The following is a 24694-nucleotide window of genomic DNA, read 5'->3' as shown; positions in this document are numbered from 1 at the left end:
CATGGCCGAGCAAGAAATGACCCAGATCCCGGGTGAGCGCGCCGAGACGTCGACTGCCCGTCGGCTCGACAACAATCCGATCCTCAAACGAGGCGCGGTCGCTCTGGCCATCGTCGTCTTTGTCGCCTTCGCTCTCTGGTCGATGCGCGGACAGGACAAGCGGTCTGATGGCACGCAGCTTGAACGGGTCGTCATCCGTCAGACATCGGATTTCGAGCCGGCGAAGGAGCCCGTCCAACCGCTGGCACAGCCGGCAGAGGTCCTGCTCCCGACGCCCGGCGTAACCGAGCAGGCGCCGAGCGACGATGACAAGTTGCTCGATGCTGCGCGCCGTGCGCCGGTCATCGCCTATGGCGGTGAGAAATCGCCAGAGCCGCGGCGGCATGACCAGGACGCAAACCCCGATCAGACCTCGAACTACGTGCCGCTCGGCGCTAATCCGGGCAGCTTCTCCTCGCAGGGCGAAAACGATGACCAGCGTTTCAACCGCCTGCTGACGCCGACGCAATTGCAGGGTTCGCGCGCCGGAACGCTCGGCAATCGAGACTTTGTCGTCGCAATGGGCACGTCCATCCCCTGCGTTTTGGAAACAGCGCTCTCCTCCGACCAGCCAGGGTTTACAAGTTGCGTTATCAACCGGGACATTCTGTCGGATAATGGACGTGTCGTGCTGATGGAAAAGGGCACCCAGGTGGTCGGCGAGTATCGCGGCGGTCTTCGTCGTGGGCAAAAACGCCTCTTCGTCCTCTGGAACCGGGCCAAGACCCCGAAAGGCGTGATCATCACTCTGGCGTCGCCGGCAACAGATGCTCTCGGTCGGGCCGGCTTCGATGGTTACGTCGACACGCATTGGTGGGAACGTTTCGGCAGCGCGAACCTGCTCTCCATCGTCAGCGATGCGAGTTCTTACGCCAGCAGGCGGCTTCAAGACAGCGATGTCGAAGCTCAAAACACCACCAGCGCCGGTCAGCAGGCCGCAGCGATTGCGGTCGAGCAGTCGATCAACATTCCGCCGACCCTCATGAAACATCAAGGCGAGCTGGTTTCGATCTTTGTCGCGCGTGATCTCGATTTTTCGAGCGTCTACCGGCTTCGCGTGACCGAACCTCGCAATCGCATCTATGACCGTGCCGTGCTTGGAGATTTCAAGCCCGACTCGAAGCTTGTTACAAAATAGGTTCGAGGATGACTGAAGCTGCTGATTCAGGCGTAGTCCGTGAATTGCTTTCGCCGTTTTCACCCTTTCTTCGCGATAGGACGCTCTATGAGGTCATCGTCAATCGGCCCGGCCAAGTTGTTACGGAGGGGAGGCAGGGGTGGCAGACCTACGATATGGCCGAGCTGTCCTATGAAAGGCTCATTCGTCTCGCGCGGGCGGTCGCAAGTTTCTCCAATCAATCGATCGACGAGACACGCCCGATCCTGTCGGCGACCTTGCCAGATGACGAGCGGATTCAGATCGTGATCCCGCCAGCAACGATGAAGGGAACAGTGAGCATCACCATTCGCAAGCCATCGTCGGTGTCTTTAACCCTTGAAGATCTCGACCATGAGGGCCTCTTCGCCGATGTCGCGCCGGAGGAAGGCAGCGGAAAGCGATCAGATCAAAGGCTGCTGGAGTACTATCGGATCGGCGCCTACAAGGCGTTTCTGCGCGAGGCAGTGTTCGCAAGAAAGAACATCATCATCTCCGGCGCGACGGGGTCGGGAAAGACGACCCTCTCGAAGGCATTGATCCGCCATATCCCGCAAAACGAGCGGATCATTTCCATCGAGGACACGCCGGAACTGGTGGTGCCGCAGCCGAACCACGTTCGGCTCTTCTACTCCAAGGGCGGCCAAGGGCTTGCCAAAGTCGGCGCCAAAGACCTGCTCGAATCCTGCCTTCGCATGCGGCCCGATCGCATCCTGCTGCAGGAACTGCGGGACGGCACAGCCTTCTATTACATTCGCAATGTCAACTCGGGACATCCTGGCTCGATCACCACGGTTCATGCCGATTCCGCCCGCCTCGCCTTCGAGCAACTGACATTGCTGGTCAAGGAGTCGGAGGGCGGCGGGGATCTAGAACGGCACGACATCCGCGAGATGCTCACAGTCGCGATCGATATCATCGTCCAATGCAAGCGCATCGACGGACGGTTTCAAGTGAGCGAGGTCTATTATCGGGACGCAATTAAGGCGACTAACAATGGCCGCGGAAGCTGAAATTGCCGAGTGCTCGCGTTCCCGTTTGAACCTTGAATGTAAGTGAAAAATCCATTACTTTCGCGGTGTCTGAAATAGGAGACTTCCCATGGCTTCCCTGGCGGTCACAATGAAGGGGCAAATTACGCTCAGACGGGATTTGCTGACACATCTTGGGGTCAAGCCCGGGGAGCGGATCGAATTCGACAAGCTGCCTGGGGGTGAGTTGCGGGTGAAGGCGGCTCGTCCAACGGGGACGATCGACGATTTTATCGGTCGGCATGCTGGCAAAGCAAAAAGGCCGTTGACCATCGAAGAGATGAACGAAATTACGGCCTCGGGCTGGGCCGGCGAGGAATGAAGGTCTCAGTCGATACCAACATTCTTGCTCGGGCAGTCCTGCAAGACGATGCGAAGCAGGGGAGGGCGGCGGCAAAACTCCTTAAGGAAGCATCGCTGATCGCGGTTTCCCTGGCGAGCCTATGTGAACTGGTCTGGATTCTGCGCCGAGGTGCCAAGCTGTCGAAGGACGATGTTTCACAGACCATCCGCGACCTGCTCAATGCTGGCAATGTGGCAATGAACCGTCCCGCAGTCGAAGCGGGACTGGCCGTCTTGGAGGCTGGTGGCGATTTTGCCGACGGTGTTATCGCCCACGAAGGAGCATGGCTCGGCGGCGAGAGCTTTGTGTCTTTCGACAAGCAGGCAGTTGAACTGGTGACCCGCCAAGGCCAGTCAGCGCGTCTTATCGCCTGACATTACGCAGGCTCGAGAGCAGATAAAGGAAGGTCTCAATCACGGCAAACAGGGCATTTCACCCTCCGCCACACGCCAGATCCATGGCGCCATCTCTGGCCTGGCGGCAATCATCTCGCTCAGTGCAACCTCGTAGTCTTCGTCAGCATTCGTCGGAACGATGAACAGAGCCACGGGCGCCGGCCTTGCGTCAGGCAATGTCACGGAGGCAATCGGCTGACCACGTGAAAGATCGAAGCGCAATCCCTTTTTGCTTCTGCGCTTTAACCCGGAGAGCCGTTCGAGGAGCCGCTGTTCGTAGATGTTTTCGAACGGGATCCAGTTCTCGTTCACCACCATCATCGCCACTTCCTCCACGGATGCGATCCCCGCGCTCGAAATACCGAATGTGGCGATCAGGATAAGATGGAACTCTTCGCTCGATCGCCACAGTTCCAGCTCGGTCTCATATCGTCCATTCAACCGCTTCCATGCACCCTCATCGATCATGAGAGGAAAGGGGAGGTGGCGAACCAAGATTTTCTGACTGTCGCGGGCCGGCGAAAACTCCTTCGCCTCCGCGATGATCAACATCAGTTTGCGCGGTCCTGGTCCATTTGCCGTGGCTCCGGCCAATGTTGCGGCACGACGGGCGGAAATTCCTTCCTTGTCCTCCTGGTGGTACACTTCCGGGATAAACAGAATCTCGCTGAGCGGGCCGCCGCGGACGATCATCTGTCTTGCGGCATTCTGCAGGCTGCTGCGGACGCGGCCCCAGCCGCGCTTTCCAGCCCAAAGCGACGTCCATTCCGTAAGCTCTCCCATATCCCAGAGATAATGGAGCATCGCCCTCAGCGAGAGTTTTTTGGGATCGCTTAGTACCCTTTCTGATGGGTCTGAAGGCGACGTCGACGTGGGTCGGTTCGCCCGTTTCGAGAGAGAGAAAACAAGTTTCAGCGTCGTCGCACCCGTCGCCGCGTCGACCTGGATCGCATGGCCAATTAACGGACCGAGACCGGACAGTTCATAAGGCGGCTCGTATGATGGGCATCCGGGATCGTGCTGCCGGCCTGAGAGCGGCATGCGTTTGATCAGGAATTGGTCATCCATCCGCGCGATGTACATCGGCACCGGCGGCTCACGACACTGGCAAAGTGGCCTGAGCTTATGTTCATAAGCGCGTTCGAGCTGAGGCAGAAACTCTGGAGAACTGTCATCGAATGCCTGGTCGCCCATCAAAAACTGTCGCACGTCGTTCCTCCCTTTCCTGACCGAAGGCTGATCGAGCCGTATCCCGAGCTTCGTGGAATATACTAGCGCGAAATAGTTAGTATAGTGATATCACAGTCGCTGGGGCCGATCTCATCGCCATTGGCAGGAAAGGGAAACTGCGGTGAGCCGACCGCTGAATGGCGCGACATCGGCGCCGTCGTAAAAAGCAATGCCAAAGGCAAAAGTTTGTCCACAGGCGTCCTCAAGCGTCTTCAGGCCCCCGAAATCGGTAGCCCTGACGGTGGTGCTCGCCTTTACCTCGATCCCGACGACCATCCCATCGTCACGCTCGACCACGACCTCCACCTCATGCGTTTGCCGTTTCAACCTCCGAAAATTTGAACAATCGATCATGATAATTAGAAATCAACGACGCGAAGCCGGCCTCAGTTGTCGGTCTGGTGAAAGAGGAAGAGGAGGGCAGGGACGGGTTGGCCTGGCAGGTTGGAGAGCGCCGGCGCGGGCCGGCTCTTCCCTTGCTCTCGGCAGGTTTCCCATGAACGTGATTTCTTCCTCGGCCGTGAGCGCCGGCATTTCCTTGCATGGTTGCTTCGATCGGCCGAGCCGTGCGGGGCTTCATTTTCGAAGCCTGCAACATACCGCTGCCCGTTCCTAAACAGCAGGACCGATGATCTTTCCCATCCCCAGCCGCTCGTGACGGAGGAACGCCCTATGTCATCCGCCTCCGAACTGGCGGACCGTCTCGCGCGCGACGCCGAGGCGGTCTGCCGCCACTACCTCTCCGCCGGCCATCGCGCCGGCAACTACTGGATCGTCGGCGATACTGCCATTAGCAAGGGCAGGTCGCTTTATGTCCATCTCTCCGGCCCGCGGGCCGGACGGTGGACAGATGCCGCAACCTCTCAATACGGCGATCTGCTCGACCTCGTTCGGGAAGCCTGCGGCCTTGTCGATTTCCGCGACGTCGCTGATGAGGCGCGGCGTTTTCTGAACGAACCCCGGCCCATCCCCGCGTCGTCCCGCAGGGGCGGCGCCGATACCGATCCGCCGGTCGATAGACCAGCTGCAGAACGCGCAAGACGCCTGTTCCGGATGGCAGAGCCGGTTGGCGGTTCACTGGCCGACAGCTATTTGCGTCAGCGGGGCATCCTGCGGGCAGCTCTGCACCCGGCGCTCCGCTTCCATCCCTCATGCTTCTACCGCGACCTTGTAGCCCGCAGAACGAGAACCTTGCCAGCCCTGATCGCAGCTGTGACCGATCCGTCCGGCGCGATCACCGGCGTGCATCGCACATGGCTCGATCCGGAGGGCGAGGGAAAGGCGAAGGTCGATGATCCCCGCCGCGCGCTCGGGGGGCTGCTCGGCAACGCCGTGCGTTTTCGCTTTCCTTTCCATGGCCCGGTGTCAGTCATGGCTGCAGGCGAAGGCCTCGAAAGCATCCTGTCGCTCGCACATGTGATGCCCGGCATGCCGATGGTCTCGGCGCTGACCGCCAATCATCTTGCCGCCTTCCGGCTGCCCGATGGCTGCCGGCGTCTCTATATCGCTGCTGATGCCGATGCGGCCGGCCGCCACGGCATCGAGGGATTGAGCCGCCGCGCCCAGACGCTCGGGATCCTGCCGCTGGTGCTCGCCCCGGAGCTCGGCGACTTCAATGAGGATCTGCGCCGGCTCGGCCCGGAGCGGCTCATCGTCAATCTCAGGGCGCAACTCGCCCCGGAGGACGCCCAGATATTTCTGCTCGCATAATCGCCCCGAAAAGGCAGGTGAGGACGCGGACGTACCAGGATGGCCGGTTCCTTTGGCGGCCGCCGTTCGGGTGGGCGCCCGCCCGCGGGCCTGCCGAAGGGCGACCCTTACCATGCGGCGGGTGGGCCTTCAGCGGGTCAGTCAGGTTTCTTCCCCTGGCTGAGGCCGCGTGCGGCCCGCCATTCCTCGCCCGGCAAGAAACCTTCCCTCCGCCGCCCGGCGCTGCGCTGGGCCGCGGCGTCGGGCGCCGCGGTTCCGGACCCCGCTGCATGGACAGGGATCGCCGTCAGGCCGCGAGAGGCGCGGCGCAAACCGACGGAGACCATTATGAACCTTGACCTTCCCATTGACGACGCCTTCGAGCCCCATCACGGCTCTTCCCCAACCGACCGCTTCATCTACGAGATGCAGATTTATGGCCATCGCCCTTTCCAGGACGAACCGGACCCGCGCCCGCTGCCTGAGGAACCGGTCGTCCAGTCGGCGCTGACCGCCATGTTCTCCGCCCTCTTCGAAATGCTCGGCGACTCCCGTCTGGAGCCCGATCTCGAGGATCTCCTATGGTCGACGGTCAATCTCTTCCATCGCGCCGGCGAGCGCATCCAGCGGGAACTTCAGAGCAACGAGGATGGCCAGCGCAATGGCCAGCGCGAGCAGGACGGCTCGGAGGTAAAGAGCGTCGAGCTAGAGCGCCTCGTCGCCGAAGGCATCACGCTGCTGGAGCGCCGCAATGCCTTCGAGTTCATGCGGGACTATGCAGCCGATCTTTTCGAGGCGCAGACCGGTTCGGCCTGGCGGCCGCGCACCGGCTCCAAAGTCAACCACGCCCACGTCACCGCGGCGATGATCGACTCCCGGGACTTCCTGTCTGCACGCCGCCGCGTCGAAACCGAAGTGTTGATCCCCGCCGGCACCAAGATCGGTTTCTCAGGCGGCATGGACTACAACGATCATGAACTGATCTGGGCCAGGCTCGACCAGGCCCACGCCAAACATCCCGACATGGTCCTGCTGCACGGCGGCTCGCCGAAGGGCGCCGAGCGCATCGCCGCCTGCTGGGCCGAGGCCCGCAAGGTTACGCAGATCTCCTTCAAGCCGAACTGGACGAAGTATGCCAAGGCTGCTCCCTTTCGCCGCAACGACGAGCTGCTCTCCGTCATGCCGGCGGGCGTCATTATAGTCCCGGGTTCCGGAATCACCGGCAATCTCGCTGACAAGGCACGCCGTCTCGGCATTCCGGTCTGGGAGATAGCGGAGGATGGCGCGTGAGCGCCATCTCTTCTGGCGGCGGCCCCGATTGCAATTGAGATCGCATTATAGATTGCACGGGCGTGACCAAGGGCCAGTTCAGGTCGTTGGCGTGTGGGGCCGCGTATCGAGGCCAAAGATCTCTTGGAACTTCAGCGTATAGGCGTCCGCCGCTTTATCGGCCAGAAAAATCAGGTTCCAACTGTATGGAGAGACCGCGCTCGGGATCGCGACGAAACGGTGGCTTTGAAGCAACGCGTCGCCAAATGTTTGCTGGCCGGCGCCGGGAATGCCCGGACGAAGCCAGTCGGGATTGGGCACGCTCGCCGGATCGACGACATGAACATCGCCAGCATCGACAATGACGGCGGCGGTCATGATATGCGCCACGGTGTCTAGCGCCCTGAAACCCTTGTGGACAGCGACCTCAAGGATCGCTGTCGCGGGATCGAGCGAGCAGTAGACCGCGCGAACACCCTTGCTGTTCCAGCGGCCGCCGACCCTGTAGGCGCCTTCCCCGCTATTCCAGGTCGGCGCATGGACGGCCTGGTCGAGCCGCCACGCAACCAGCTCGGTCCCGCCGAGCGCGACTGGCAAAAGGGTCATGCATAGACGCCATACTCGAGGCGATCGAGATGATTCTCGACGAGTTCGACGCCGGCGGGTGTCCCTAGAAGGTCGATCGGTCGGCGCTGGTCAAGACCGACTGCGGGACGCTCCAGCCACTGTTCGGCTTCTGCTTGGGATCCGAAGATATCCGTCGCTTTTGCCAGGATCTCGGCAAATTTCCATGTACGGCCACTCTGTTCCTGGCTGAGTGGTTTGGAAGGCGTGTCCTTCCGCCGCTGCCATGTGCGAAGGCTCATGCCCACCGCCTTTTCCAGGGACTCGTTCTTGCCAATGACGACGAGCGTGCCGACAAGATGATCGAGCGCTGATGCGGGCAGGCCATGCAGAAGTAGTTCATGAGCGTCGAGTGCGTTGGTCAGGCGACGCGACAGAATGCGCGAGCCGCCGAGCAAGGCTTCGATTTTTTGCAGTTCACCACCGACTGCTGCTGAAGAAGATGCTTTTGCTGCGACGGTCATGATCTTTCCTGCGTCACTTGTCGCGAATTATATGTCATATGTCGCCGTCATTCAAGGTTTGAGGACGCCGCGTGCCCGCCGGACTGGACTTTGTTTCGCCGGCGAGCTGGCTCCACCAACCGCGCCGGAACGGGCGACGATCCCTGGCGCGATGATTGCCGCGGTCTTTTGAAGCCAGATCAGGTCATGACCGGCGCCGTCGCAGTCGGTATGTAGCCTTTGCGGTATTTCCGTCGTGCGAGGCCGAGAAAATGTGCCACGGCTTCCTCTTCGGTCGCGAACACGTCGGTCCTCTCGCTGCCACGCCTGCCGATCCGTCCCCAGTTTCGAACGACCGCAGTTTCGCCGAACAAGGTCGGTCGGATCGCAAGCATGTAATAGCGCGCCATGTTGCGACTGGAATCGATGCGGCGACAATGGAGGTGGAAAGACATCCGGCTCATGTCGAGAATCTTCCCCGCTGGGACCGGCCCCGTCCAACGATAGTTTTGAATCCTTCCCAGCCGATCGATTCCAGTTTGTGATGTATTGACGCGTCAGGACCTGCAAGCAACATCCTCTAAGCCGGCCCCAGGAGATTGGGCGGCTCCCGGGCACGATGGTTTGGTGTTCGGCGGAGAACGTCGGATCCGCAGCCGGCACTGCTGGGCGTGCCGGTCAAGATCCGGCATTCGGTCTCGGAGCGGCAGCTCCAAACGGCATTGCACATGGCCCGAGCGTCGATGCGATGGCTGCGTCGATTACGTCCGGCCGATCGATGATTGCGCAGCTGGCACGCGCTTCACGCCTTGTCGTGGCCAGGACCGGCGGGGACTCGAGTGCGTGGGGATTTCAAAACCCCCTGGCTCTCTCGCAACGCGCGATAGGGGGCTGCCATGTTGGTCTGTCCCGCCCTTCGGTCGCCGTTCAGGACCATTCCCGTTCTCTTGTGTCGCCTTTCTAAGGGACCGGCCGCCGTTAACGTCAACCCGCAAGGGGTTCCCCTGCGCTGGCGCTCCGGTGACGCCTGCGGCTCGGCCCCTTCTTCGGGCGCCATCGGGAATGGTCCCGAGCAACCGAAGGAGACAGAACCATGGCCACCACGATCGCAACGCTCACGCAGAAGACCGACGGCAGCCTCGAAGGCATCTTTGCGACCATCAGGGTCAACGCCCCGATCGCTATCGTCCCGAATGCCAGCAAGGCGAGCGACGACGCACCCGACTACCGCATCATCCACCGCAAGACCGGCTTCGAAATCGGGGCGGCGTGGAACCGCATTGCCCGCCAGACCGGCGAGGAATATCTCTCCGTCAAGCTGGAGGCCCCTGAGATCGGCGTGATCTTCGGCAACGTGGCCCAGGCCCCCGGCGGTGACCCCGGCAAGAAAGTCATCCTCTGGAACAGCCCGGCCTGATGCGACCGGCCATCCCCTTCACCGGGGCTGGCCCCTCCCCGGAAAATCAAGCCGGCAACGGGCATCGAGCCCGCTGCCGGCTTTTCTGGTGACATACGGAGAGGGAAGGTCTGCTCAGTCCGTCCGAGGGTGCCATGGCGAAATGAAGGCCTCAAGGACGAGCGGTTCCCCCCAATTTTGCCTCCGCTCCGGTTTCCTCCGCTGCAACAAAATCGGCTCCCCCACTCGCCGGCTCCGCCGGTTGCGTCCGCAATCCTTGACCCCTCCATCCCGCCATGACCGCGGGCGTCGCCTTTCACAACGTCAAGGAGACGACAATGACCGCTTGCATCGACGAAATGATCGAACTGCTCAGCGCCGAGTTGCGGAACGCCGATCCCGCCGAGCGCCGCCAGATCGAGAACGAACTCGAACTGGCGCTGGCGGAGCGCGAGGTGATCTGGGCCGAGCAGGATGGCCGCATCGACGCCGAGCCTCCGTTCTGACGGAGGCTTCTTGCCGAGTTCGTGACCTGGCGGCCGGATCGACCGGCCGCCAGGCTGTCAGGGATTTCATCCCTCGACACTCCCGCCGGCTCACGCCGGATACGGTCGCGTCCCCTGCGGGCCCGCGGGTCTCTTCTCTCTCTGACGTCCTAATTTACTCCAGCAAAGTCGGGTAGCAGCGGGGCATTGCTGCCCCGCCTGTGTTCCGGCGTGCAAATTTGACCCCCTTGGCGGGGTAATCGGCGTCCAATTTTGACCCCCCTCAGATTTCATCTGACCATCCGGCTTTTAGCGGCGGATGGAGCGGGAGTTGAAGCGAGTGGATACGATTGCGCGTGTTCGACGGGCCTTCCATGTGCAGGGCTGGTCCGTGAAGAAGATCGTCCGGGAACTTCATGTGTCGCGCAACACGGTTCGCAAGATACTGCGTTCCGACGAGACGGATTTTACCTATGAACGAGAACGGCAACCGTTGCCAAGGATCGGAGCCTGGAAGGCGGAGATTGAGCGGTTTCTGACAGCCAATGAGGGCAAGCCGTCGCGCGAGCGGCTGACGTTGATCCGGATTTACGAGGAGGTTCGGGCACTCGGCTACGATGGCAGTTATGACGCGATCCGGCGATACGCCAAGACCTGGGCGAAGAACCGGGGAGCAGTGACGGCGGAAGCCTATGTGCCTCTCTATTACGCTCCAGGTGAGGCTTACCAGTTCGACTGGAGCCACGAGATCATTCTGGTCAACGGCGTGACGACGACCGTCAAGGTCGCCCATGTCCGGCTCTGCCACAGCCGGATGATGTTTGTCCGGGCCTACATGCGCGAGAGCCAGGAGATGGTGTTCGACGCGCATGACAAGGCCTTCGCCTTCTTCCGTGGCACCTGCACGCGCGGCATCTACGACAACATGAAGACGGCGGTCGAAGCGGTGTTCGTTGGAAAGGAGCGACAATACAATCGCCGCTTCCTGCAGATGTGCAGCCACTATCTGGTCCATCCCGTTGCCTGCACGCCTGCATCCGGATGGGAGAAGGGACAGGTCGAGAACCAGGTTGGTCTCGTGCGCGAACGCTTCTTCACCCCACGCCTTCGCGTCAAAAGCCTGGAAGAGCTGAACGTCTGGCTGCTCGATAAATGCATCGCCTACGCCAAGGCACATCGCCATCCCGAGCAGACGGAGCGGATGATCTGGCAGGTGTTCGAGGAGGAGCGCGGCAGCCTGGTGCATTACGTTGGACCGTTCGACGGTTTCCACTGCGTCCCGGCCTCCGTGTCGAAGACCTGCACCGTCCGCTTCGACAACAACAAATACTCCGTCCTCTCAACGGCGGTCGGCCGCCCTGTCGAGGTTCACGCCTATGCCGAGAAGATCGTCATCAGGCAGGACGGGGTGAACGTCGGTGAGCATCAGCGCTGCTTTGGTCGTGGCGAGACGATCTACGATCCTTGGCATTATGTACCTGTTCTAGCTCGCAAACCTGGCGCTTTGCGCAACGGGGCGCCTTTCCGCGAATGGGTTTTGCCCGCAGCGATGGAGAAAGTGCGCAGGCGGCTGAAGAGCGTCTATGACGGTGATCGGCAAATGGTCACCATCCTCGGCTGCGTTCCGGCGGACGGTCTGGCGGCTGTCGATGCTGCCTGCCAGGAGGCTTTGGATCAGGGCGTCTGCTCGGCCTCGGTGATCATCAATATTCTGGCCCGCAGCCGTGATCCGGCTCCGGCCGCAGCTCTGCAAACCCCGGATGCGCTGCGTCTGACCCATGAACCGGTCGCCGACTGCGCACGCTATGACAGCCTCAGGAGGGCAAGTTGATGGAACGCACGCAGGTTCTCGAACTCATGAGCACGCTGAAGCTCTATGGAATGCGTAGCGCTTACGACGAGGTCATGGGTAACGGCATCAAGCGGCAGCACGAACCGCCCCGCATCGTCGGCGATCTATTGCAGTCGGAGATCGCCGAAAAGCAGGCACGCTCCATTCGCTACCAGCTCAGCATCGCCAAGCTGCCGCTTGCCAAAGACATCGACGACTTCGACTTCGCTGATACGCCCGTCAATGAATCCCTGGTGCGGGAATTGGCCACCGGCACCTTCGTCGCCGATCAACGCAACGTCGTCCTCGTCGGCGGCACCGGAACCGGGAAGAGCCATCTCGCCATCGCGATTGCCCGTGCACTGATCCGCAACGGAACACGCGGGCGCTTCTTCAACGTCGTCGATCTGGTCAATCGGTTGGAAACGGAAACGCGCAGCGGCAAGCAAGGTCGGACGGCCGACTACCTCAACCGTCTCGACTTCATCATCCTCGACGAACTCGGCTATCTGCCATTTGCCCAGGCAGGCGGTCAGCTCCTGTTCCATCTGATCAGCAGGCTCTACGAACACACGTCGATCATCGTCACCACGAACCTGGCGTTCGGCGAATGGCCGACGGTGTTCGGCGACGCCAAAATGACGACAGCACTTCTGGATCGTCTGACCCATCATTGCGAGATTGTCGAAACCGGAAACGAGTCCTGGCGCTTCAAGAACCGCTCTCAAAGCTAAAGCCGAAGACGATCATCACCCGCACTTGGCCTACCCTCTGCAACCCCGGCCAGCGCCGGGCAGGCCAAGTGCTGATCTACACCACCAAGGGGGTCAAAATTGGATGCCGATAAGGGGTGAATTTTGGACGCCGATTGACAGATGAGCGGCACGAAGGCGGAGGAGGGCGCCTGGAAGGCCCGAGACGTGCGAGCCTTCCCGATAGCGAGGTCGAAAGCGCCCGCCCATGCGCCATCCATCCGAGCCATGGCGACGAAGTCGCCGCCATGGTCGAGGACGACGATGCTGGCACGAACTCCGATCTTCGCCGCGCGGACTTCGGCCACGGCGATCATGTCGCGCGCTGCCGCAAGATCAATGGTGCTGGCCATGTCAGGTCAGTCTGATCTCGGAGAGGTCGATTGACACGACGAGCGGTTCAGGCACGCGCTGCCCGTCCGGCTGGCGCGGATAGATCCGGCGTTCGGTTGGGAACTTCAAGCCCTGCACCTCAAGGTAGCCGCCGATATAGTGCGCTCCCGGCGTGTTCCCGGCAATCTCGACGTCGTAATCATGACGCTTCAGAAGGCCGTCGGCGCCGACATAGAGGGCCTGGACCGTACTGTGCGTTGCGATTGTCGAAGGGAACGTCACCTTGAGCCTTTGCCAGGTCTCGCCGTTCTCCTGCCAGTCTTCGAGCTGCTCGCTGACGACGCCCGGCGCGGCAAGAAGGAACGGCACGTTGAGGTAGGTCCACATCGCGACGCCGGCGAAGTAGGCAAGCTGCGGCTCGGTCCAGGCCGTCTCGAGCGAATGGCCTTCGAACGAGGAGCGAGGATCTGGAAGCGACTCGAGCACCGAGCCTTGTGAATCCTTGATGATGACCAGACCGGGTTCGAAGCGGGTGACCTTCTTGTCGGGCCCGAGCGGAGAATGGGAGGCCCACTCCTCGCGGAGGCCGACGGTGACGTTCGTCTCGTCGAGCTTTCCGCTCTGGCCCTTCAGGGCCCAGAGCGCGCCGCCCTGCTTCAGGTGCGCCGTCAGCGACGAATATCTATTCCAGGTGTCGAGGCCGCCATGGGCATCGACGATCTTCTGCGCAAGCGAATTCATGTCTGTTTCCTTGATTGTCGACGATCAGGCGTCGAGGAAGGTCTTCACGTGGGAGACGAAGGTTTCGGGGTACTGGAAAAGCGCACCGTGGCCGGAGTCCGGGTAGATGACGAGCGTCGCCGAGGTCATCGCCTTGAACATCTCGTAGGCGTTGATGGACGGAAACATCGTGTCGTCGCTACCGTGGACGATGAGCGTCGGCTGCTGGATGGCTTTTAGGGATGCGTGTTCCGGGTCCTTTTCCGCGCACCAGCTGATGATCGAAGCCGCCTGCGGATTGCTGACGTCCTCACTGCTGTCGGAATCACGGTCTTTGGTCCGTGCAAGAGCGCGCTCGACGAACGCTTCGCCTGCCCGCTGGCTCTGCTCCGACGGCGTGAAGAACAGCGCTAGCCGGACGTCTCGGGCGTTCTTCGCGAAGGCCTCCTCGACAACCTGAAGGAGATGTTCTTCGCCTCCTTTTGGTGCGGAGCCAGCGATAATCAGCCGCCGCACCTTCACCGTCGTCCGGGCAGCCATGACCTGGGCGAGGAACCCGCCGAGCGAGAAGCCGAGAAGGTCGACCTGCTTGAAGCCGAGCGCGGAGATGAAGGCTTCTGCGTCACGCGTCTGCTGTTCGACGTTATCCGGCACAGTGCCCGAGGAGGAGCCGACACCAGCGTTGTCGAAGACGACGACGGTTCGATCCGCAGCCAGTGCGTTCACGACGGCTGGATCCCAGGCGTCCATTGTCCCGGTGAAGTGCTGCAGAAGTATAAGCGGCGTTCCAGTATCCGGTCCAAGGCGGCGGTAGGCAAAGCGGATGCCACCTGCTTCGACATATCGGGTGGGTGCAGTTTCAAGCTTGTCTGTCATGTCATGCGCTTTCGGTCTGGGAGGAAAGGTATCGTTCGGCGACGGCGCGCCGGGAGAGGTTTGGCGCCATCGACATGCGGGCCTGCTGCATCGCCTTCCACGGGGCTTCGTCCGGGAGAGGAGGGATCGTGACAGGCTCGCGCCGGTCGAAACCGACCAGCGCAGCGTCCACGAGATCCTCGACCTCCATCAACATCTCGATCGGGAACGAGTTGACGTCCTTGCCCGACCGTTCCCAGAGCTCCGTCCGCGTCGCACCGGGAAGGACGGCCTGTGTATAAACGCCCTTGTCGGAGTAATGCGCCGTCATCGACTGGCTAAGATTGAGCAGAAACGACTTTGAGCCGCTGTAGATGCCGTCGTAGCGTTCAGGTGCGAGGGCGAGAACCGAGGCGATGTTGACGACGGCACCGTGGCCCTTGGCGACGAATGCCTTGGCGGCCGCCGCGGCCAGTCGCGCAGGCGCGGTAATATTGAGGGCGATGATTCGCGAGATCTCTTCGGGGCCGTTCTCCAGCAGGCTGCCGTTCAACGACATGCCCGCATTGTTGACGAGGAGCGAGACATCGCCTGCTGCCAGTCTGGTCTCGACTGCATCGAGATCCTCCGGTCTTGTCAGGTCCGCGGCCAGCACCTCGATCGTCGTGCCGGTGTCCTTCAACCGACTGGAGATCGCCTCCATCTTCGACCGGTCGCGTGCGGCCAGTACGAGGTCATACCCGCGCCTCGCCAGCCGGTCGGCATAGACCGCGCCGATACCGCCGGACGCCCCGGTGACCAGTGCAGTTCCAAGTCCATCTGCCATTGTCTTTCTCCATTTGTTTCGTAGGCGCACGAGCGCCGTCCCGGCGTCTAAAGAGCCGGTTACGCTCTCGCGTGTATTGTAGGATTCGCGTTCTGTCGGGCTGTTAGCTGCCGACGTCGACCAACGTTCGTCCCCGCACCTTGCCCGAGAGCATGTCTCGGGCAACGGTTCCGACGTCGGCAAGCCCGACGACGGAGATCGTGCTGGAGAGCTTCTCAAGATCGAGATCCGTTGCGAGCCGCTGCCACGCCCGCTCACGGACGCAGAGCGGCGCTCTGACCGAGTCTATCCCTGCAAGCGTGACGCCGCGAAGGATGAACGGGAGAACCGATGCGGGTAGATCTCTCCCACCGACGAAGCCGCACGTGGTCACGACTCCACCGTATGCGGTCTGCGCGAGGATGTTCGCCAGTGAATGCCCGCCGACGGCGTCGATGGCGCCCGCCCAGCGTTCGCTGGAGATCGGCGGCCCTTCGGCGCTCAGCGTGTTTCGATCGATTACCGTCGTCGCTCCGAGATCTCTTAGATACCGTTCCTCTTCGGCCTTGCCTGTGGACGCGGCGACACGGTAGCCAAGCTTCGAGAGCAGAGCGATCGCGATCGAGCCGACACCGCCGGAGGCGCCCGTCACGAGAAGCTCGCCCTTCTCGGGCGAGATGCCGCCATGCTCCAGCGCAAGCACGCTCAGCATGGCGGTGAACCCTGCCGTCCCGATCGCCATGGCGTCCCGTGTCGAGATGGAGGGCGCGAGCTTCACTAGCCAGTCCGCGGGGACGCGGGCCTTTTGCGCGAACCCGCCGTGATGCGTCTGGCTCAGGTCCCAGCCGGTGGCGACCACCTTGTCGCCGGCTTTGAAACGAGGATCGTCTGTACTCTCGACGGTGCCTGCGAAGTCGATACCAGGGATCAGCGGGAACGTCTGGATGATCTTCTGCCCCGCAAGCGCGATCGCATCCTTGTAGTTGACGTTGGACCATTCGACCGACACGGTGACGTCGCCCGCCGTCAGTACGTCGTCTTCCACCGTCTCGACCGTCGCGATCACGCGGCCGCCATGCTGTCTTGCGACGATTGCCCGGAAAGTCATCGATGTTTCCTTGTTCGTGAAGCTCGTGATCCACACTTAAGCGCACGCGGAAATCATTGAAAGAATGCACATTTAACGCCTATACTTCCATAAATGTAAGTAAGGCTTGAAGGAGACCCTGTCGTGAGACCCAAGCGTCTTGAGCCGAAGAGCGGATGTGCCGCCGAACTCACCATGTCGGTCATCGGTGGTCTCTGGAAGCCCACAATCCTCGTCAATCTGCTGATGGGCAAGAAGCGGTTCATGGAGCTGAGCCGGCTGATCCCTGACGCGACGCAGCGTGTTCTGACCCAGCAGCTCCGCGAACTCGAAGCCGATGGCATGATTACCCGCCAGGTCTATCCCGAGGTTCCGCCGCGCGTTGAATACGAGGCGACGGATCTGGCACGTTCGGTCGCGCCGATCATCGGCAGCCTGCGCGACTGGGGGAACGAGTTCCGAGCATACCAGCAGCGATTGTCGGAACTCGTGCCGTCGTGCCCGGCTGAGAGCGGCGTCACCGCCGCGATGCCCGAGGCGGCGGAGTAGGAGCTGGATGTGGGAAAAGATTTGTCTTCGAGAAATGGTAACCGCGTTCCGCACCCTATAGCAAGTCGACGATCGCTAACCGTATCCTCGGTGTGTTCTCGAGTCGGTTTGCACGACCTTTCGGCTCCGAAGCAGGGGGGCTACTCATATCTCCATTTCGGCCATCCCCGAGAGCAAGTAGCTTCCCTACAGGGAATTTCGGCGCGAGCATAACGACTGAACGACGGGGTCGACTGTTCGAGTGCCGTCAAAGCACTAACCTTCACGTCAGGCCTACCTTTTTGACCACGCTGATGAATGCTCTCAGCGCTGGCGGGACGAGCCGGTGGCCCGGATAATAGAGGCACAGCCCTTCGTATGGTGGGGACCAGCCGTCTAACAGAGACACCAAGGCGCCCGTCTCCAGATGACCTCTGCAAAGTCTCTCCGGAATGTAGGAAACTCCCATGCCCCGGAGGGCAGCTTGGAGAGCAAGCTCCGATCGATTGACCGTAAGCGCCCCATTGGGCTCGACAGAAATTCTTTTACCGCCCTTTTCAAACTCCCAGCGATAGGGAACACCGCTCGCGGGTCTGGATCGAATACAGTCTAAACCTTCCAATTCTTCTGGCGACGAAGGAAGGCTGCGGCCCTTCAAATAATTCGGCGATCCTACGACCCGCATCCGCGACATTTCCCCGAACTTCAGAGCAATCATGTCCTTGGGGATGTCATCGCCCAGCCTGAATGCCGCATCAAAACCCTCCGCCACGATGTCAACAAAGCCGGAGTTTGCGACCAGTTCGAGCTGTACGTGGGGGAACTCGTTGAGGAAGGCCGGAACAACCTCTTCCATCAGGAGAGTCGCCACGACATCGGATGCCAACACGCGCAGAACGCCGCGCGGACTGTTCTTAATATTTGCCGCCTCCACCAATGCTTCATCCAGATCGTGGATCAGCGGGGACAGCCGGCTGGAAAGGGCTTCCCCGGCCGCCGTCAGAGATACGCTTCGTGTGCTTCTGTGAAGGAGACGTGTCTCAAGACGCTCCTCAAGGCGTCGAATGAAATGACTGAGCGTCGATGGCGCAATGCCGAGTTCGTCGGCCGCTTTACGAAAGTTCCGATGGCGCGCGGCAGCGAGGAACGCGCCAAGTTCAGCGAAGGTCGGCTTCTCATTCATGGCCAGATTGCTAACAGTCTATCCAGCACTGTGCAATTCTCCTTTATAAACCTCGTCGGTATTTGAGAGGACATTACAAATGTGAGGACCTCTGAAATGCATAAAGTTTGGTTCATTACTGGAATTGGCCGCGGGCTGGGACGGGCGCTAGCCGAGCAGCTGCTTGCGGCCGGGCACTTCGTTTTCGGGACTGCCCGCAGCACGTCGGGCCTGCAGGAGCTGATTGCGCAATATCCTGATACGCTTGCGGTTGAGGCGCTAGATCTTGCCGATGGTGCTCCGCGATTTGCGGATGTCATCGAAGCCGCGGTCACGCGGTTTGGCGAGATCGACGTCCTCGTCAACAACGCCGGCTACGGCCTCTTTGGTGCCGCGGAGGGCATAGAGGAAGAGCACTTGCGGCGGCAACTCGAAGTCAATCTGATCGCCCCCATGTTGCTCACCAAGCATGCTCTGCCGCATATGCGGGCTCAAGGGAAGGGGACGATCGTCGCGATTTCAAGTTATGGGGCCAGGCCACGCATCCCGGAGCATCCGCTTACCATGCGAGCAAATGGGGGATCGAAGGCTATTTTGAATCGCTTTCTAAGGATATCGGCTCCTTTGGGCTTCGGGTGTTGATCGTAGAGCCTGGTGCGGCGCGCACATCCTTCCGCGGCGCTGCAGCCGAGCATCTGTCGGACACGCCTCCGGGATATGATCAAACTCCCATCGCCTCTCTCGGATCGGTCCTGCGAGATCCTGCTCGCAACCCCATCGGCGACCCGACAAAGATTGCAGCCGCGATTATCGAAGCAACCGACAATTCCACGGAGGCTCTACGGCTGGTTTTGGGTAGCGATGCTTACACCAATATCACGACTGCCCTGTCCCAGAGGCTGAACCAAGTCGAGAACCAACGACTCTCGGCCTCGTGGACAGATTTCACGTAATCCCCATCGGATATGCGAGCTTACTCCCTACTGATGGCGCCACTGCATACGTCTGCCGTGGCGCCATCTCTGGTTCTACGTCGTTCCCGTCAGGATTGTCTGCGTCTCCAGATTTCGTCCAGAGTCACGGCGACGAGTTCCATCACGGCGGCCGCAGCACCGATCATCCAGACATCGCCAATCGCGATGATCCCGGCGCCGATAGCGCTGCCGATGGAAAAGCCGAGATACATAGTGGAAGAGTTGAGCGAGAGGGCGACGGAAGCGTGAGCGTGCCCGCCTGCAACGATCAGACGCGCCATCTGCGCGGGAAAGAAGGACCAGACACTGAAACCCCATCCGGCGACGGCGAGAAGTACCAGAAGAACCGCAGCCAAACCCGGCACCCTCGTTGCAACTGCGAGGATGGCGAAGGAGAGGGCGAGCGCGACGAGGGAGAGATTCGCGACCTTGAGCGATCCAAACCGATCGTTGAGTGCACCGCCGGTGAAGACGCCCAGTGCCGCGAATACGCCCCAGAGCGTGACGGTTGCCGCAATACCTCTGTCGGCGAAGCCGAGCGTCTTGGAGAGATAGGGTGCGATGTAAGGGTAGGCCGTATAGGCACCCATCGACCAGAACAGCGTCACCGACAGGAGTTTCAATACGGGCGCTTGGCGGATGACGCTGATCCGTTCACTCAGGCTCGCGATCGCCATATGGGCTCCCGCATTACGTCCGACTCCTGTCAGGATGCCGATGATCGCGATAGCTCCCATGCCGGCGACCATGAAAAAGGTCGAGCGCCAGCCAAATGTATGGCCGATGATCGAACCAAGGGGCAGGCCGAGCGCGATCGCGATCGTCATTCCACCGCTGACGATCGCAAGCGCGCGTCCCCGTTTTTCTGAGGGTACGATCATCCCGGCAAGCGCATTGGCGTTCGGCGCATAGAGACCGGCGGCGACCGCCATCAGGATGCGGGCAAATATCAGCGTGCCAAAGCCGGGCGCGAAGGCCGCGATCAGATTGCCGGCGGTGAATAGCGTCATGGCAAGCAGCAGTGTGTCCCGCCGACGCAAACTGCCGGTCGCGACCGTTGCGACCGGTGAGCTGAGGGACAGTACCAGGGTAAAGACCACAACCAGCATGGCGGTTGCCGACAGGCTCATGCCGAGATCGGCTGAGATGGTCGGCAACAGTGGGGCGATCATGAAACCCTCGGTGCCAATCGCGAAGGTGCCAAGTGCCAGGAACCAAGCCGGCAACATCGATGGCTCGGATGGGTGCAGATCATCACTGTTCACGGGGGTGGCGGATTTCAGGTCATGTTTCTGTAGCATCGTAACCTCCAGCCAAATGGCCCGGCTGCCTTCTCGGCAACCGGGCCCCGGCCTGCCGTGTCAGACGGGGATCGGGTTTGAGATCAGCGATTCGTTGAAGGCGTTGAACAGCGCGTGCTCTCCGCTGCCGGGATTGTCGCGGATCGCCTTGATCTCCTCGACATAGATCTCCTCGGCTTCGGTACCGAGACCCTTCATCGTCTTCTCGATGAAGATGTCGAGCGGCATTGCGCGGGGATCGCCGCTCTTCTTGATCAGATCGGTATCGACCCATGGCGGCGCGATTTCCTGGACGCTGACATTGGTGCCACGCAGCTGGAAACGCTGCGACAGAGCGTAGGAATGCAGCGCCGCCTTGGTGGCGGAATAGACAGCGGTGGAGGCGAGCGGCAGATAGGCCAGAACCGATGTGTTATGGATGATCGTCGCCTTCGGCTGAGCCTTAAGATGATCGATCAGCGCCGAAGTCAGGCGGATCGGGCCGAGCAGGTTGGTGTCGATGATCCGCCGCGATTGCGCGTCATCGATCTTTCCGCCGGCGTCGTCGAACGGCATGATGCCGGCATTGTTGACGAGGACGTTCAGCGCCGGATAGTTGCGGATCAGCCGTCCTGCGACGCGCTCGATATCTGCTGGATCGGCGATATCGAGCTCGACGCCTTCCATACCGGGATTGGCTGCTGTCACCTCGTCGAGCAGGGCCTTGCGGCGGCCAGCAATGATGACCTTGTTACCGAGGCGCTGAAAGGACTCCGCCAATGCGCGGCCAATGCCGGACGTGCCGCCCGTGATGAAGATCGTATTGTTCTCAAGTTGCATGAAAGCTCTCCTTGGATTCTGGCTTTGGGTAGAAGCGGTGTTTCGATGGGAAGATCATGCCTCAGCGTTTGGACGGCTCAAATGACAACTAAACGTCATTTTAGGACATGCAGCTCGCATGATCGGGATGAAGAACTGCGTCAGGCGACCCGTTCGACCTTCGGGAAATCGAGGACTGTGCCGACGGTGTTGTTGACGCTGTTGGTGAGGATGTTGACCGCCACGTGAGCGATCGTCTCAAGGATTTCCGCGTCGGTCAGGCCGTAAGCTTTGGCTGCCTCAAGCGCTGGAGCCGCTCCCTGTCCATGAGTGGCGTTGATTGCCAGAGCGAGCTCCAGAATGGCCTGGGTTTTCGGATCCGACGTTCGTCCCTGCTGGGCATTGCCTCGATCCTCGGCGCTGACCCCGGCCGCGCGTGCGCCGCCAGTATGGGCGGCGAGACAATAATCACAGCCGTTTGCGGTTGCGATGGCGATAGCGATCTGCTCCTGCGCCGCAGGGGAAAGGACGCCGTCGCGCAGAAACCCCTTGGAACCGGTATAGACGTCGAGTGCGGCCGGCGCATGGGCGAGAACCCGATAGAGGTTGGGAACCTTCCCCATCGCGGCCTTTGCCGAGGCAAAGACCTCTGCCACATGCGGTGTTACTTCATTGTCTGAAAGTGCTGAAATTGCTGACATGATTGGTCTCCTTGAACCGAGGCGATAATCCCCGGGAGGAGAGCGTCAAGATTGTAACTTCGCGCTGCCGATAATTGCTGATAATCGCTTTTGGCGCGTCGAGCCCACATCGTGATCGGATCGACCAATTTGGGAACTTCAGGCGGCGAATTCTTCCGTACATCCACCTTCGATCAGCTGGAGGCTGCGACGAAGGGTTTGTGGTGGCTGCCCGAAGAAGCGCAAGAACGCACGGCGCATGCGGTCCCGGTCAGCGAAGCCGGTATCCCTTGCCACAATATCCATCGGGTGGCGACCGTCTTCCAGCATGGCTTTCGCTGCCTCCAGCCGCAGGCGTTCAACTGCCTTTGCCGGGGATTGCCCCGTCTCGTCACGAAACAGACGGCTGAATTGGCGCGGGCTGAGGCTCGCTGCTTCCGCCAGTTCCTCGACGGTCAGCGGATTGCGAAGGTTCTCCTTGGCATAAATGAGGGCACGACGCACCCGATCCGAACGGGGCTCGAGTTCCAGCAAAGCGGAAAACTGCGATTGGCCCCCCGGCCTGCGATGATAGACAACCATCTTGCGGGCGATGAGACGTGAGAGTTCAGCACCGTGATCATCCTCGATCATGGCGAGCGTCAGGTCGATGGCAGCGCTCATACCGGCAGACGTCCAGATATTGCCGTCATGGACGAAGATCCTGTCTTCATCGACTGCTATTGAAGGATAGCGCTCTCGCAACGTCCGGGCATGGGCCCAGTGTGTTGTCGCGGTGCGACCATCGAGTAAGCCGGCTTCGGCCAGAAGGAAAGCTCCGGTGCAGACACCGGCGACGCGACGCGACTGGATCGCGGCATCACGAATATAGGCAAGCAGCGTCGGGGAGGCCGGCTTGGGAAAGAGTTCTCCGACCACCATCAGCGTATCGGGATAATCGCCGAGCGGTTCGGTCTCGATACGGATGCCGAGTGACGAGCGGATCGTGCCGCCCTTTTCGGACATCACCGTCAGGCGATACATCTCCCCGCCAAGTGCTTCATTGGCGAATTCGAAAGCGGTCAGAGCGGCCATGCCCATGACCTGGAAGCCGTCTTCCATGATGAAACCAACGCGTCGCATATCGACTGCCGCCTTGAGCCGTTATTGATGGAGAAGCTAGATGAGGTCCGCTGATCTCCGCCTCGGTGAGACGGAGGGTGCTCAGGCGTGGGCCACGCCACGCTCGGTAACTTTCGCCTCCCGCGGATCGAGACCACGCGGCTTGCCGTAAAGGCTTATGTTGGCGTCGCCCCAATATTTAAGTGCAAGCAGGATCGGCTCCATGCTGCGGCCGAGTTCCGAAAGGCTATATTCGACCTTCGGCGGGACCTGCGCATAGACCTTGCGCTCGATCAGCCCATCGTCCTCAAGCTCACGCAACTGATTGGTCAACATGCGTGGCGTGACATTGGCGATATGCTTGCGGAGTTCATTGAACCTCAACGTGCCGGACAGGAGGTGGAAAAGAACCACCGACTTCCATTTTCCATCGATGAGGCCAATCGCAGCCTCGACCGAGCAGCCAGGAGAACAATCGAAACGGGAATGTCTGGCCTTTGCCATAACAGTATCCTTTTTGATACTACGTGCGTTCTTTGTGCGTATTGCGCTAATACGAATATAGATCATTTTGGATCCATATCAATCAGCAATCCCTCTTTCATCAAAGGAGCAAACCATGAAAGCAATCGGTTACAAGACAGCTGGCGCCATTGAACGGGACGATGCCTTGCAGGATATCGAACTTCCCCGTCCAGTACCGGCGGGCCGCGACATTCTCGTCGAGGTCGAGGCGATTTCGGTCAATCCGGTCGATACGAAGGTTCGCAAGGGTGCCAATCCGGAAGCGGGTCAATGGAAGGTTCTCGGCTGGGATGCCGTCGGCAAGGTGGTCGAAGCCGGGCCTGACGCGAAAGACTTCAAGGTCGGGGACGAGGTCTTTTATGCCGGCTCGCTGATCCGTCCGGGCGCCAACAGTCAGTTTCATCTCGTCGATGAGCGGATCGTTGGACGCAAGCCGGAGACGGTATCCAATGCCGAAGCTGCAGCTTTACCGCTGACGGCCATCACGGCCTGGGAGATGCTGTTTGATCGGCTGGATATTCGCAAGCCCGTGCCAGGTGCGGCAAACGCGATCGTCATTATTGGCGGTGCCGGTGGCGTCGGCTCGATTGCGATTCAGCTCGTACGGGCGCTGACAAATGTGACGGTCATTGCCACGGCATCACGCCCGGAAACACAGGAATGGGTCAAGACCCTCGGCGCTCACCATGTCATCGACCATTCCAAGCCGCTTGCCGAACAGGTTGCCGCCCTCGGTATCGGCGCGCCGGCCTTCGTTTTCTCCACGACCGAGACCCATCGTCATCTGAAGGAGATTATCGAGCTCATCGCGCCGCAGGGCCGCTTCGGTCTGATCGACGACCCGGACGGCCTTGATGTCCTTGGCTTCAAGCGCAAGGCAGCGTCGATCCACTGGGAGCTGATGTTCACGCGTTCGATCTTCGAGACCGCCGACATTGCCGAACAGGGCAAGCTGCTCAACGAGGTTTCCCGGCTGATCGACGAGGGGAAGATCCGGACAACCGTGACCGAAACGATTTCTCCCATAAACGCCGCAAATTTGAAAAAGGCGCATGCCGCGGTCGAAAGTGGAAAGACCAGAGGCAAGCTCGTGCTGGAAGGTTTCGGCGCCAAGTGAAGAGCCGGGGCGGAAGGTCAACAGT

At 60.7% G+C, this 24694-nt stretch carries 27 protein-coding genes and 2 pseudogenes; 13 read left to right on the top strand and 16 right to left on the bottom strand.

Features of this window, described 5'->3' with window-relative positions:
* Window position 1 precedes the first annotated feature (1 nt).
* The 4 genes from virB10 (at window position 2) to NXC14_RS32080 (ending at window position 2943) form a co-directional block, all read left to right on the top strand.
* On the top strand, window positions 2-1177 hold the full coding sequence (virB10, locus tag NXC14_RS32095) for a type IV secretion system protein VirB10 (protein ID WP_085781995.1): 1176 nt from the start codon (window positions 2-4) through the stop codon (window positions 1175-1177).
* Window positions 1178-1185: 8 nt separating this feature from the next.
* On the top strand, window positions 1186-2208 hold the full coding sequence (gene virB11 / locus NXC14_RS32090; protein WP_085781994.1) for a P-type DNA transfer ATPase VirB11: 1023 nt from the start codon (window positions 1186-1188) through the stop codon (window positions 2206-2208).
* An 88-nt stretch (window positions 2209-2296) separates the two neighbouring features.
* The gene (locus NXC14_RS32085; RefSeq protein ID WP_085781993.1) at window positions 2297-2548 is read left to right on the top strand and encodes an AbrB/MazE/SpoVT family DNA-binding domain-containing protein; all 252 of its coding nucleotides are present in this window, start codon (window positions 2297-2299) and stop codon (window positions 2546-2548) included.
* Window positions 2545-2943, top strand: coding sequence for a type II toxin-antitoxin system VapC family toxin (locus NXC14_RS32080; protein WP_085781992.1), 399 nt, complete (start codon window positions 2545-2547; stop codon window positions 2941-2943). The genes NXC14_RS32085 and NXC14_RS32080 overlap by 4 nt, the downstream gene beginning before the upstream one ends.
* 39 nt (window positions 2944-2982) lie before the next feature.
* Here NXC14_RS32080 and NXC14_RS32075 read toward each other — a convergent pair whose 3' ends face one another.
* Complete coding sequence (locus NXC14_RS32075; RefSeq protein WP_085781991.1) at window positions 2983-4173, bottom strand: DUF1173 domain-containing protein; 1191 nt, start codon at window positions 4171-4173, stop codon at window positions 2983-2985.
* A 111-nt stretch (window positions 4174-4284) separates the two neighbouring features.
* Window positions 4285-4503, bottom strand: a pseudogene (locus NXC14_RS32070) (AAA family ATPase); the annotation flags it as partial.
* 363 nt (window positions 4504-4866) lie between these two features.
* Here NXC14_RS32070 and NXC14_RS32065 point away from each other — a divergent pair.
* Window positions 4867-5904, top strand: coding sequence for a toprim domain-containing protein (locus NXC14_RS32065; protein WP_085781989.1), 1038 nt, complete (start codon window positions 4867-4869; stop codon window positions 5902-5904).
* 327 nt (window positions 5905-6231) lie between these two features.
* Complete coding sequence (locus tag NXC14_RS32055; protein WP_085782093.1) at window positions 6232-7173, top strand: DUF2493 domain-containing protein; 942 nt, start codon at window positions 6232-6234, stop codon at window positions 7171-7173.
* A gap of 78 nt (window positions 7174-7251) precedes the next feature.
* Here the strand turns inward: NXC14_RS32055 and NXC14_RS32050 are convergent, their stop codons facing one another.
* The 3 genes from NXC14_RS32050 to NXC14_RS32040 form a co-directional block, all read right to left on the bottom strand.
* Window positions 7252-7758 carry an RES family NAD+ phosphorylase gene (locus NXC14_RS32050; RefSeq protein ID WP_085781988.1) on the bottom strand — a complete coding sequence of 169 codons (507 nt, stop codon included), beginning with the start codon at window positions 7756-7758 and terminating at the stop codon, window positions 7252-7254.
* Window positions 7755-8240, bottom strand: a complete 486-nt coding sequence (locus NXC14_RS32045; protein WP_085781987.1) for a DUF2384 domain-containing protein — start codon at window positions 8238-8240, stop codon at window positions 7755-7757. Before NXC14_RS32045 ends, NXC14_RS32050 begins: the two co-directional genes overlap by 4 nt.
* A gap of 179 nt (window positions 8241-8419) precedes the next feature.
* Window positions 8420-8683: a WGR domain-containing protein gene (locus tag NXC14_RS32040; RefSeq protein ID WP_085781986.1), complete on the bottom strand. Its 264-nt coding sequence runs from the start codon at window positions 8681-8683 to the stop codon at window positions 8420-8422.
* A 629-nt stretch (window positions 8684-9312) separates the two neighbouring features.
* Here NXC14_RS32040 and NXC14_RS32035 point away from each other — a divergent pair.
* The 4 genes and pseudogenes from NXC14_RS32035 to istB all read left to right on the top strand — a co-directional run bounded on the left by NXC14_RS32035 (window position 9313) and on the right by istB (window position 12665).
* Window positions 9313-9636 carry a DUF736 family protein gene (locus NXC14_RS32035; RefSeq protein ID WP_085781985.1) on the top strand — a complete coding sequence of 108 codons (324 nt, stop codon included), beginning with the start codon at window positions 9313-9315 and terminating at the stop codon, window positions 9634-9636.
* 317 nt (window positions 9637-9953) lie between these two features.
* Window positions 9954-10121, top strand: coding sequence for a hypothetical protein (locus NXC14_RS33240; RefSeq protein WP_198175588.1), 168 nt, complete (start codon window positions 9954-9956; stop codon window positions 10119-10121).
* 310 nt (window positions 10122-10431) lie between these two features.
* A pseudogene (gene istA / locus NXC14_RS32025) lies at window positions 10432-11989 on the top strand (IS21 family transposase).
* The gene (gene istB, locus NXC14_RS32020) at window positions 11931-12665 is read left to right on the top strand and encodes an IS21-like element helper ATPase IstB (RefSeq protein WP_085777969.1); all 735 of its coding nucleotides are present in this window, start codon (window positions 11931-11933) and stop codon (window positions 12663-12665) included. Before istA ends, istB begins: the two are co-directional and overlap by 59 nt.
* On the opposite strand, the gene NXC14_RS33825 is transcribed toward istB, so the two are convergent.
* From NXC14_RS33825 to NXC14_RS31995, 5 genes are all read right to left on the bottom strand, one after another.
* The gene (locus NXC14_RS33825; protein WP_085781983.1) at window positions 12662-13036 is read right to left on the bottom strand and encodes a heme-binding protein; all 375 of its coding nucleotides are present in this window, start codon (window positions 13034-13036) and stop codon (window positions 12662-12664) included. The genes istB and NXC14_RS33825 overlap by 4 nt on opposite strands.
* Before the next feature lies 1 nt (window position 13037).
* Entirely contained in the window at window positions 13038-13757 is a 720-nt protein-coding gene (locus tag NXC14_RS32010) for a hypothetical protein (RefSeq protein ID WP_085781982.1), read from the bottom strand.
* A gap of 24 nt (window positions 13758-13781) precedes the next feature.
* Entirely contained in the window at window positions 13782-14612 is an 831-nt protein-coding gene (locus NXC14_RS32005) for an alpha/beta hydrolase (protein ID WP_085781981.1), read from the bottom strand.
* A gap of 1 nt (window position 14613) precedes the next feature.
* Window positions 14614-15417, bottom strand: a complete 804-nt coding sequence (locus tag NXC14_RS32000) for an SDR family NAD(P)-dependent oxidoreductase (RefSeq protein ID WP_085781980.1) — start codon at window positions 15415-15417, stop codon at window positions 14614-14616.
* A gap of 103 nt (window positions 15418-15520) precedes the next feature.
* Window positions 15521-16504 carry an MDR family oxidoreductase gene (locus NXC14_RS31995; RefSeq protein ID WP_085781979.1) on the bottom strand — a complete coding sequence of 328 codons (984 nt, stop codon included), beginning with the start codon at window positions 16502-16504 and terminating at the stop codon, window positions 15521-15523.
* A gap of 123 nt (window positions 16505-16627) precedes the next feature.
* On the opposite strand from NXC14_RS31995, the gene NXC14_RS31990 reads away from it, so the two are divergent.
* Window positions 16628-17032, top strand: a complete 405-nt coding sequence (locus NXC14_RS31990; RefSeq protein WP_085781978.1) for a helix-turn-helix domain-containing protein — start codon at window positions 16628-16630, stop codon at window positions 17030-17032.
* Between the two features lie 262 nt (window positions 17033-17294).
* On the opposite strand, the gene NXC14_RS31985 is transcribed toward NXC14_RS31990, so the two are convergent.
* Window positions 17295-18194 (bottom strand): LysR family transcriptional regulator, encoded by a 900-nt coding sequence (locus NXC14_RS31985; protein WP_085781977.1) that lies wholly within the window; start codon window positions 18192-18194, stop codon window positions 17295-17297.
* A gap of 96 nt (window positions 18195-18290) precedes the next feature.
* Between NXC14_RS31985 and NXC14_RS31980 the strand changes: the two genes are divergently transcribed.
* On the top strand, window positions 18291-18815 hold the full coding sequence (locus NXC14_RS31980) for an SDR family NAD(P)-dependent oxidoreductase (protein ID WP_085781976.1): 525 nt from the start codon (window positions 18291-18293) through the stop codon (window positions 18813-18815).
* 400 nt (window positions 18816-19215) lie between these two features.
* Here NXC14_RS31980 and NXC14_RS31975 read toward each other — a convergent pair whose 3' ends face one another.
* From NXC14_RS31975 to NXC14_RS31955, 5 genes are all read right to left on the bottom strand, one after another.
* On the bottom strand, window positions 19216-20448 hold the full coding sequence (locus NXC14_RS31975; protein WP_085781975.1) for an MFS transporter: 1233 nt from the start codon (window positions 20446-20448) through the stop codon (window positions 19216-19218).
* A gap of 60 nt (window positions 20449-20508) precedes the next feature.
* Window positions 20509-21267 carry an SDR family NAD(P)-dependent oxidoreductase gene (locus tag NXC14_RS31970; RefSeq protein WP_085781974.1) on the bottom strand — a complete coding sequence of 253 codons (759 nt, stop codon included), beginning with the start codon at window positions 21265-21267 and terminating at the stop codon, window positions 20509-20511.
* A 140-nt stretch (window positions 21268-21407) separates the two neighbouring features.
* Window positions 21408-21947 (bottom strand): carboxymuconolactone decarboxylase family protein, encoded by a 540-nt coding sequence (locus NXC14_RS31965; protein ID WP_085781973.1) that lies wholly within the window; start codon window positions 21945-21947, stop codon window positions 21408-21410.
* A gap of 138 nt (window positions 21948-22085) precedes the next feature.
* Window positions 22086-23048 carry a GlxA family transcriptional regulator gene (locus NXC14_RS31960; RefSeq protein WP_085781972.1) on the bottom strand — a complete coding sequence of 321 codons (963 nt, stop codon included), beginning with the start codon at window positions 23046-23048 and terminating at the stop codon, window positions 22086-22088.
* An 81-nt stretch (window positions 23049-23129) separates the two neighbouring features.
* Entirely contained in the window at window positions 23130-23531 is a 402-nt protein-coding gene (locus tag NXC14_RS31955) for a helix-turn-helix domain-containing protein (RefSeq protein ID WP_085781971.1), read from the bottom strand.
* 115 nt (window positions 23532-23646) lie between these two features.
* Here NXC14_RS31955 and NXC14_RS31950 point away from each other — a divergent pair, with 115 nt between their 5' ends.
* Entirely contained in the window at window positions 23647-24669 is a 1023-nt protein-coding gene (locus NXC14_RS31950; RefSeq protein ID WP_085781970.1) for a zinc-binding alcohol dehydrogenase family protein, read from the top strand.
* Window positions 24670-24694: the final 25 nt, after the last annotated feature.

The organism is Rhizobium sp. NXC14, from assembly GCF_002117485.1.
GTDB lineage: Bacteria > Pseudomonadota > Alphaproteobacteria > Rhizobiales > Rhizobiaceae > Rhizobium.
This window is presented reverse-complemented; position numbering and strand designations above follow the sequence as displayed.

Bases quoted from the DNA above. Each gene is read 5' to 3' on its own strand.
- NXC14_RS32050 (WP_085781988.1), bottom strand. From the start codon at position 7,758: ATGACCCTTTTGCCAGTCGCGCTCGGCGGGACCGAGCTGGTTGCGTGG.
- virB10 (WP_085781995.1), top strand. From the start codon at position 2: ATGGCCGAGCAAGAAATGACCCAGATCCCGGGTGAGCGCGCCGAGACG.
- NXC14_RS32005 (WP_085781981.1), bottom strand. From the start codon at position 14,612: ATGACAGACAAGCTTGAAACTGCACCCACCCGATATGTCGAAGCAGGT.
- NXC14_RS32085 (WP_085781993.1), top strand. From the start codon at position 2,297: ATGGCTTCCCTGGCGGTCACAATGAAGGGGCAAATTACGCTCAGACGG.
- NXC14_RS31975 (WP_085781975.1), bottom strand. From the start codon at position 20,448: ATGCTACAGAAACATGACCTGAAATCCGCCACCCCCGTGAACAGTGAT.
- NXC14_RS32065 (WP_085781989.1), top strand. From the start codon at position 4,867: ATGTCATCCGCCTCCGAACTGGCGGACCGTCTCGCGCGCGACGCCGAG.
- NXC14_RS32035 (WP_085781985.1), top strand. From the start codon at position 9,313: ATGGCCACCACGATCGCAACGCTCACGCAGAAGACCGACGGCAGCCTC.
- NXC14_RS32000 (WP_085781980.1), bottom strand. From the start codon at position 15,417: ATGGCAGATGGACTTGGAACTGCACTGGTCACCGGGGCGTCCGGCGGT.
- NXC14_RS31985 (WP_085781977.1), bottom strand. From the start codon at position 18,194: ATGAATGAGAAGCCGACCTTCGCTGAACTTGGCGCGTTCCTCGCTGCC.
- NXC14_RS32055 (WP_085782093.1), top strand. From the start codon at position 6,232: ATGAACCTTGACCTTCCCATTGACGACGCCTTCGAGCCCCATCACGGC.
- NXC14_RS31980 (WP_085781976.1), top strand. From the start codon at position 18,291: ATGCATAAAGTTTGGTTCATTACTGGAATTGGCCGCGGGCTGGGACGG.
- NXC14_RS31995 (WP_085781979.1), bottom strand. From the start codon at position 16,504: ATGACTTTCCGGGCAATCGTCGCAAGACAGCATGGCGGCCGCGTGATC.
- NXC14_RS31950 (WP_085781970.1), top strand. From the start codon at position 23,647: ATGAAAGCAATCGGTTACAAGACAGCTGGCGCCATTGAACGGGACGAT.
- NXC14_RS31970 (WP_085781974.1), bottom strand. From the start codon at position 21,267: ATGCAACTTGAGAACAATACGATCTTCATCACGGGCGGCACGTCCGGC.
- NXC14_RS32045 (WP_085781987.1), bottom strand. From the start codon at position 8,240: ATGACCGTCGCAGCAAAAGCATCTTCTTCAGCAGCAGTCGGTGGTGAA.
- NXC14_RS31960 (WP_085781972.1), bottom strand. From the start codon at position 23,048: ATGCGACGCGTTGGTTTCATCATGGAAGACGGCTTCCAGGTCATGGGC.
- NXC14_RS31965 (WP_085781973.1), bottom strand. From the start codon at position 21,947: ATGTCAGCAATTTCAGCACTTTCAGACAATGAAGTAACACCGCATGTG.
- virB11 (WP_085781994.1), top strand. From the start codon at position 1,186: ATGACTGAAGCTGCTGATTCAGGCGTAGTCCGTGAATTGCTTTCGCCG.
- NXC14_RS32040 (WP_085781986.1), bottom strand. From the start codon at position 8,683: ATGAGCCGGATGTCTTTCCACCTCCATTGTCGCCGCATCGATTCCAGT.
- istB (WP_085777969.1), top strand. From the start codon at position 11,931: ATGGAACGCACGCAGGTTCTCGAACTCATGAGCACGCTGAAGCTCTAT.
- NXC14_RS33825 (WP_085781983.1), bottom strand. From the start codon at position 13,036: ATGGCCAGCACCATTGATCTTGCGGCAGCGCGCGACATGATCGCCGTG.
- NXC14_RS32010 (WP_085781982.1), bottom strand. From the start codon at position 13,757: ATGAATTCGCTTGCGCAGAAGATCGTCGATGCCCATGGCGGCCTCGAC.
- NXC14_RS32080 (WP_085781992.1), top strand. From the start codon at position 2,545: ATGAAGGTCTCAGTCGATACCAACATTCTTGCTCGGGCAGTCCTGCAA.
- NXC14_RS31955 (WP_085781971.1), bottom strand. From the start codon at position 23,531: ATGGCAAAGGCCAGACATTCCCGTTTCGATTGTTCTCCTGGCTGCTCG.
- NXC14_RS33240 (WP_198175588.1), top strand. From the start codon at position 9,954: ATGACCGCTTGCATCGACGAAATGATCGAACTGCTCAGCGCCGAGTTG.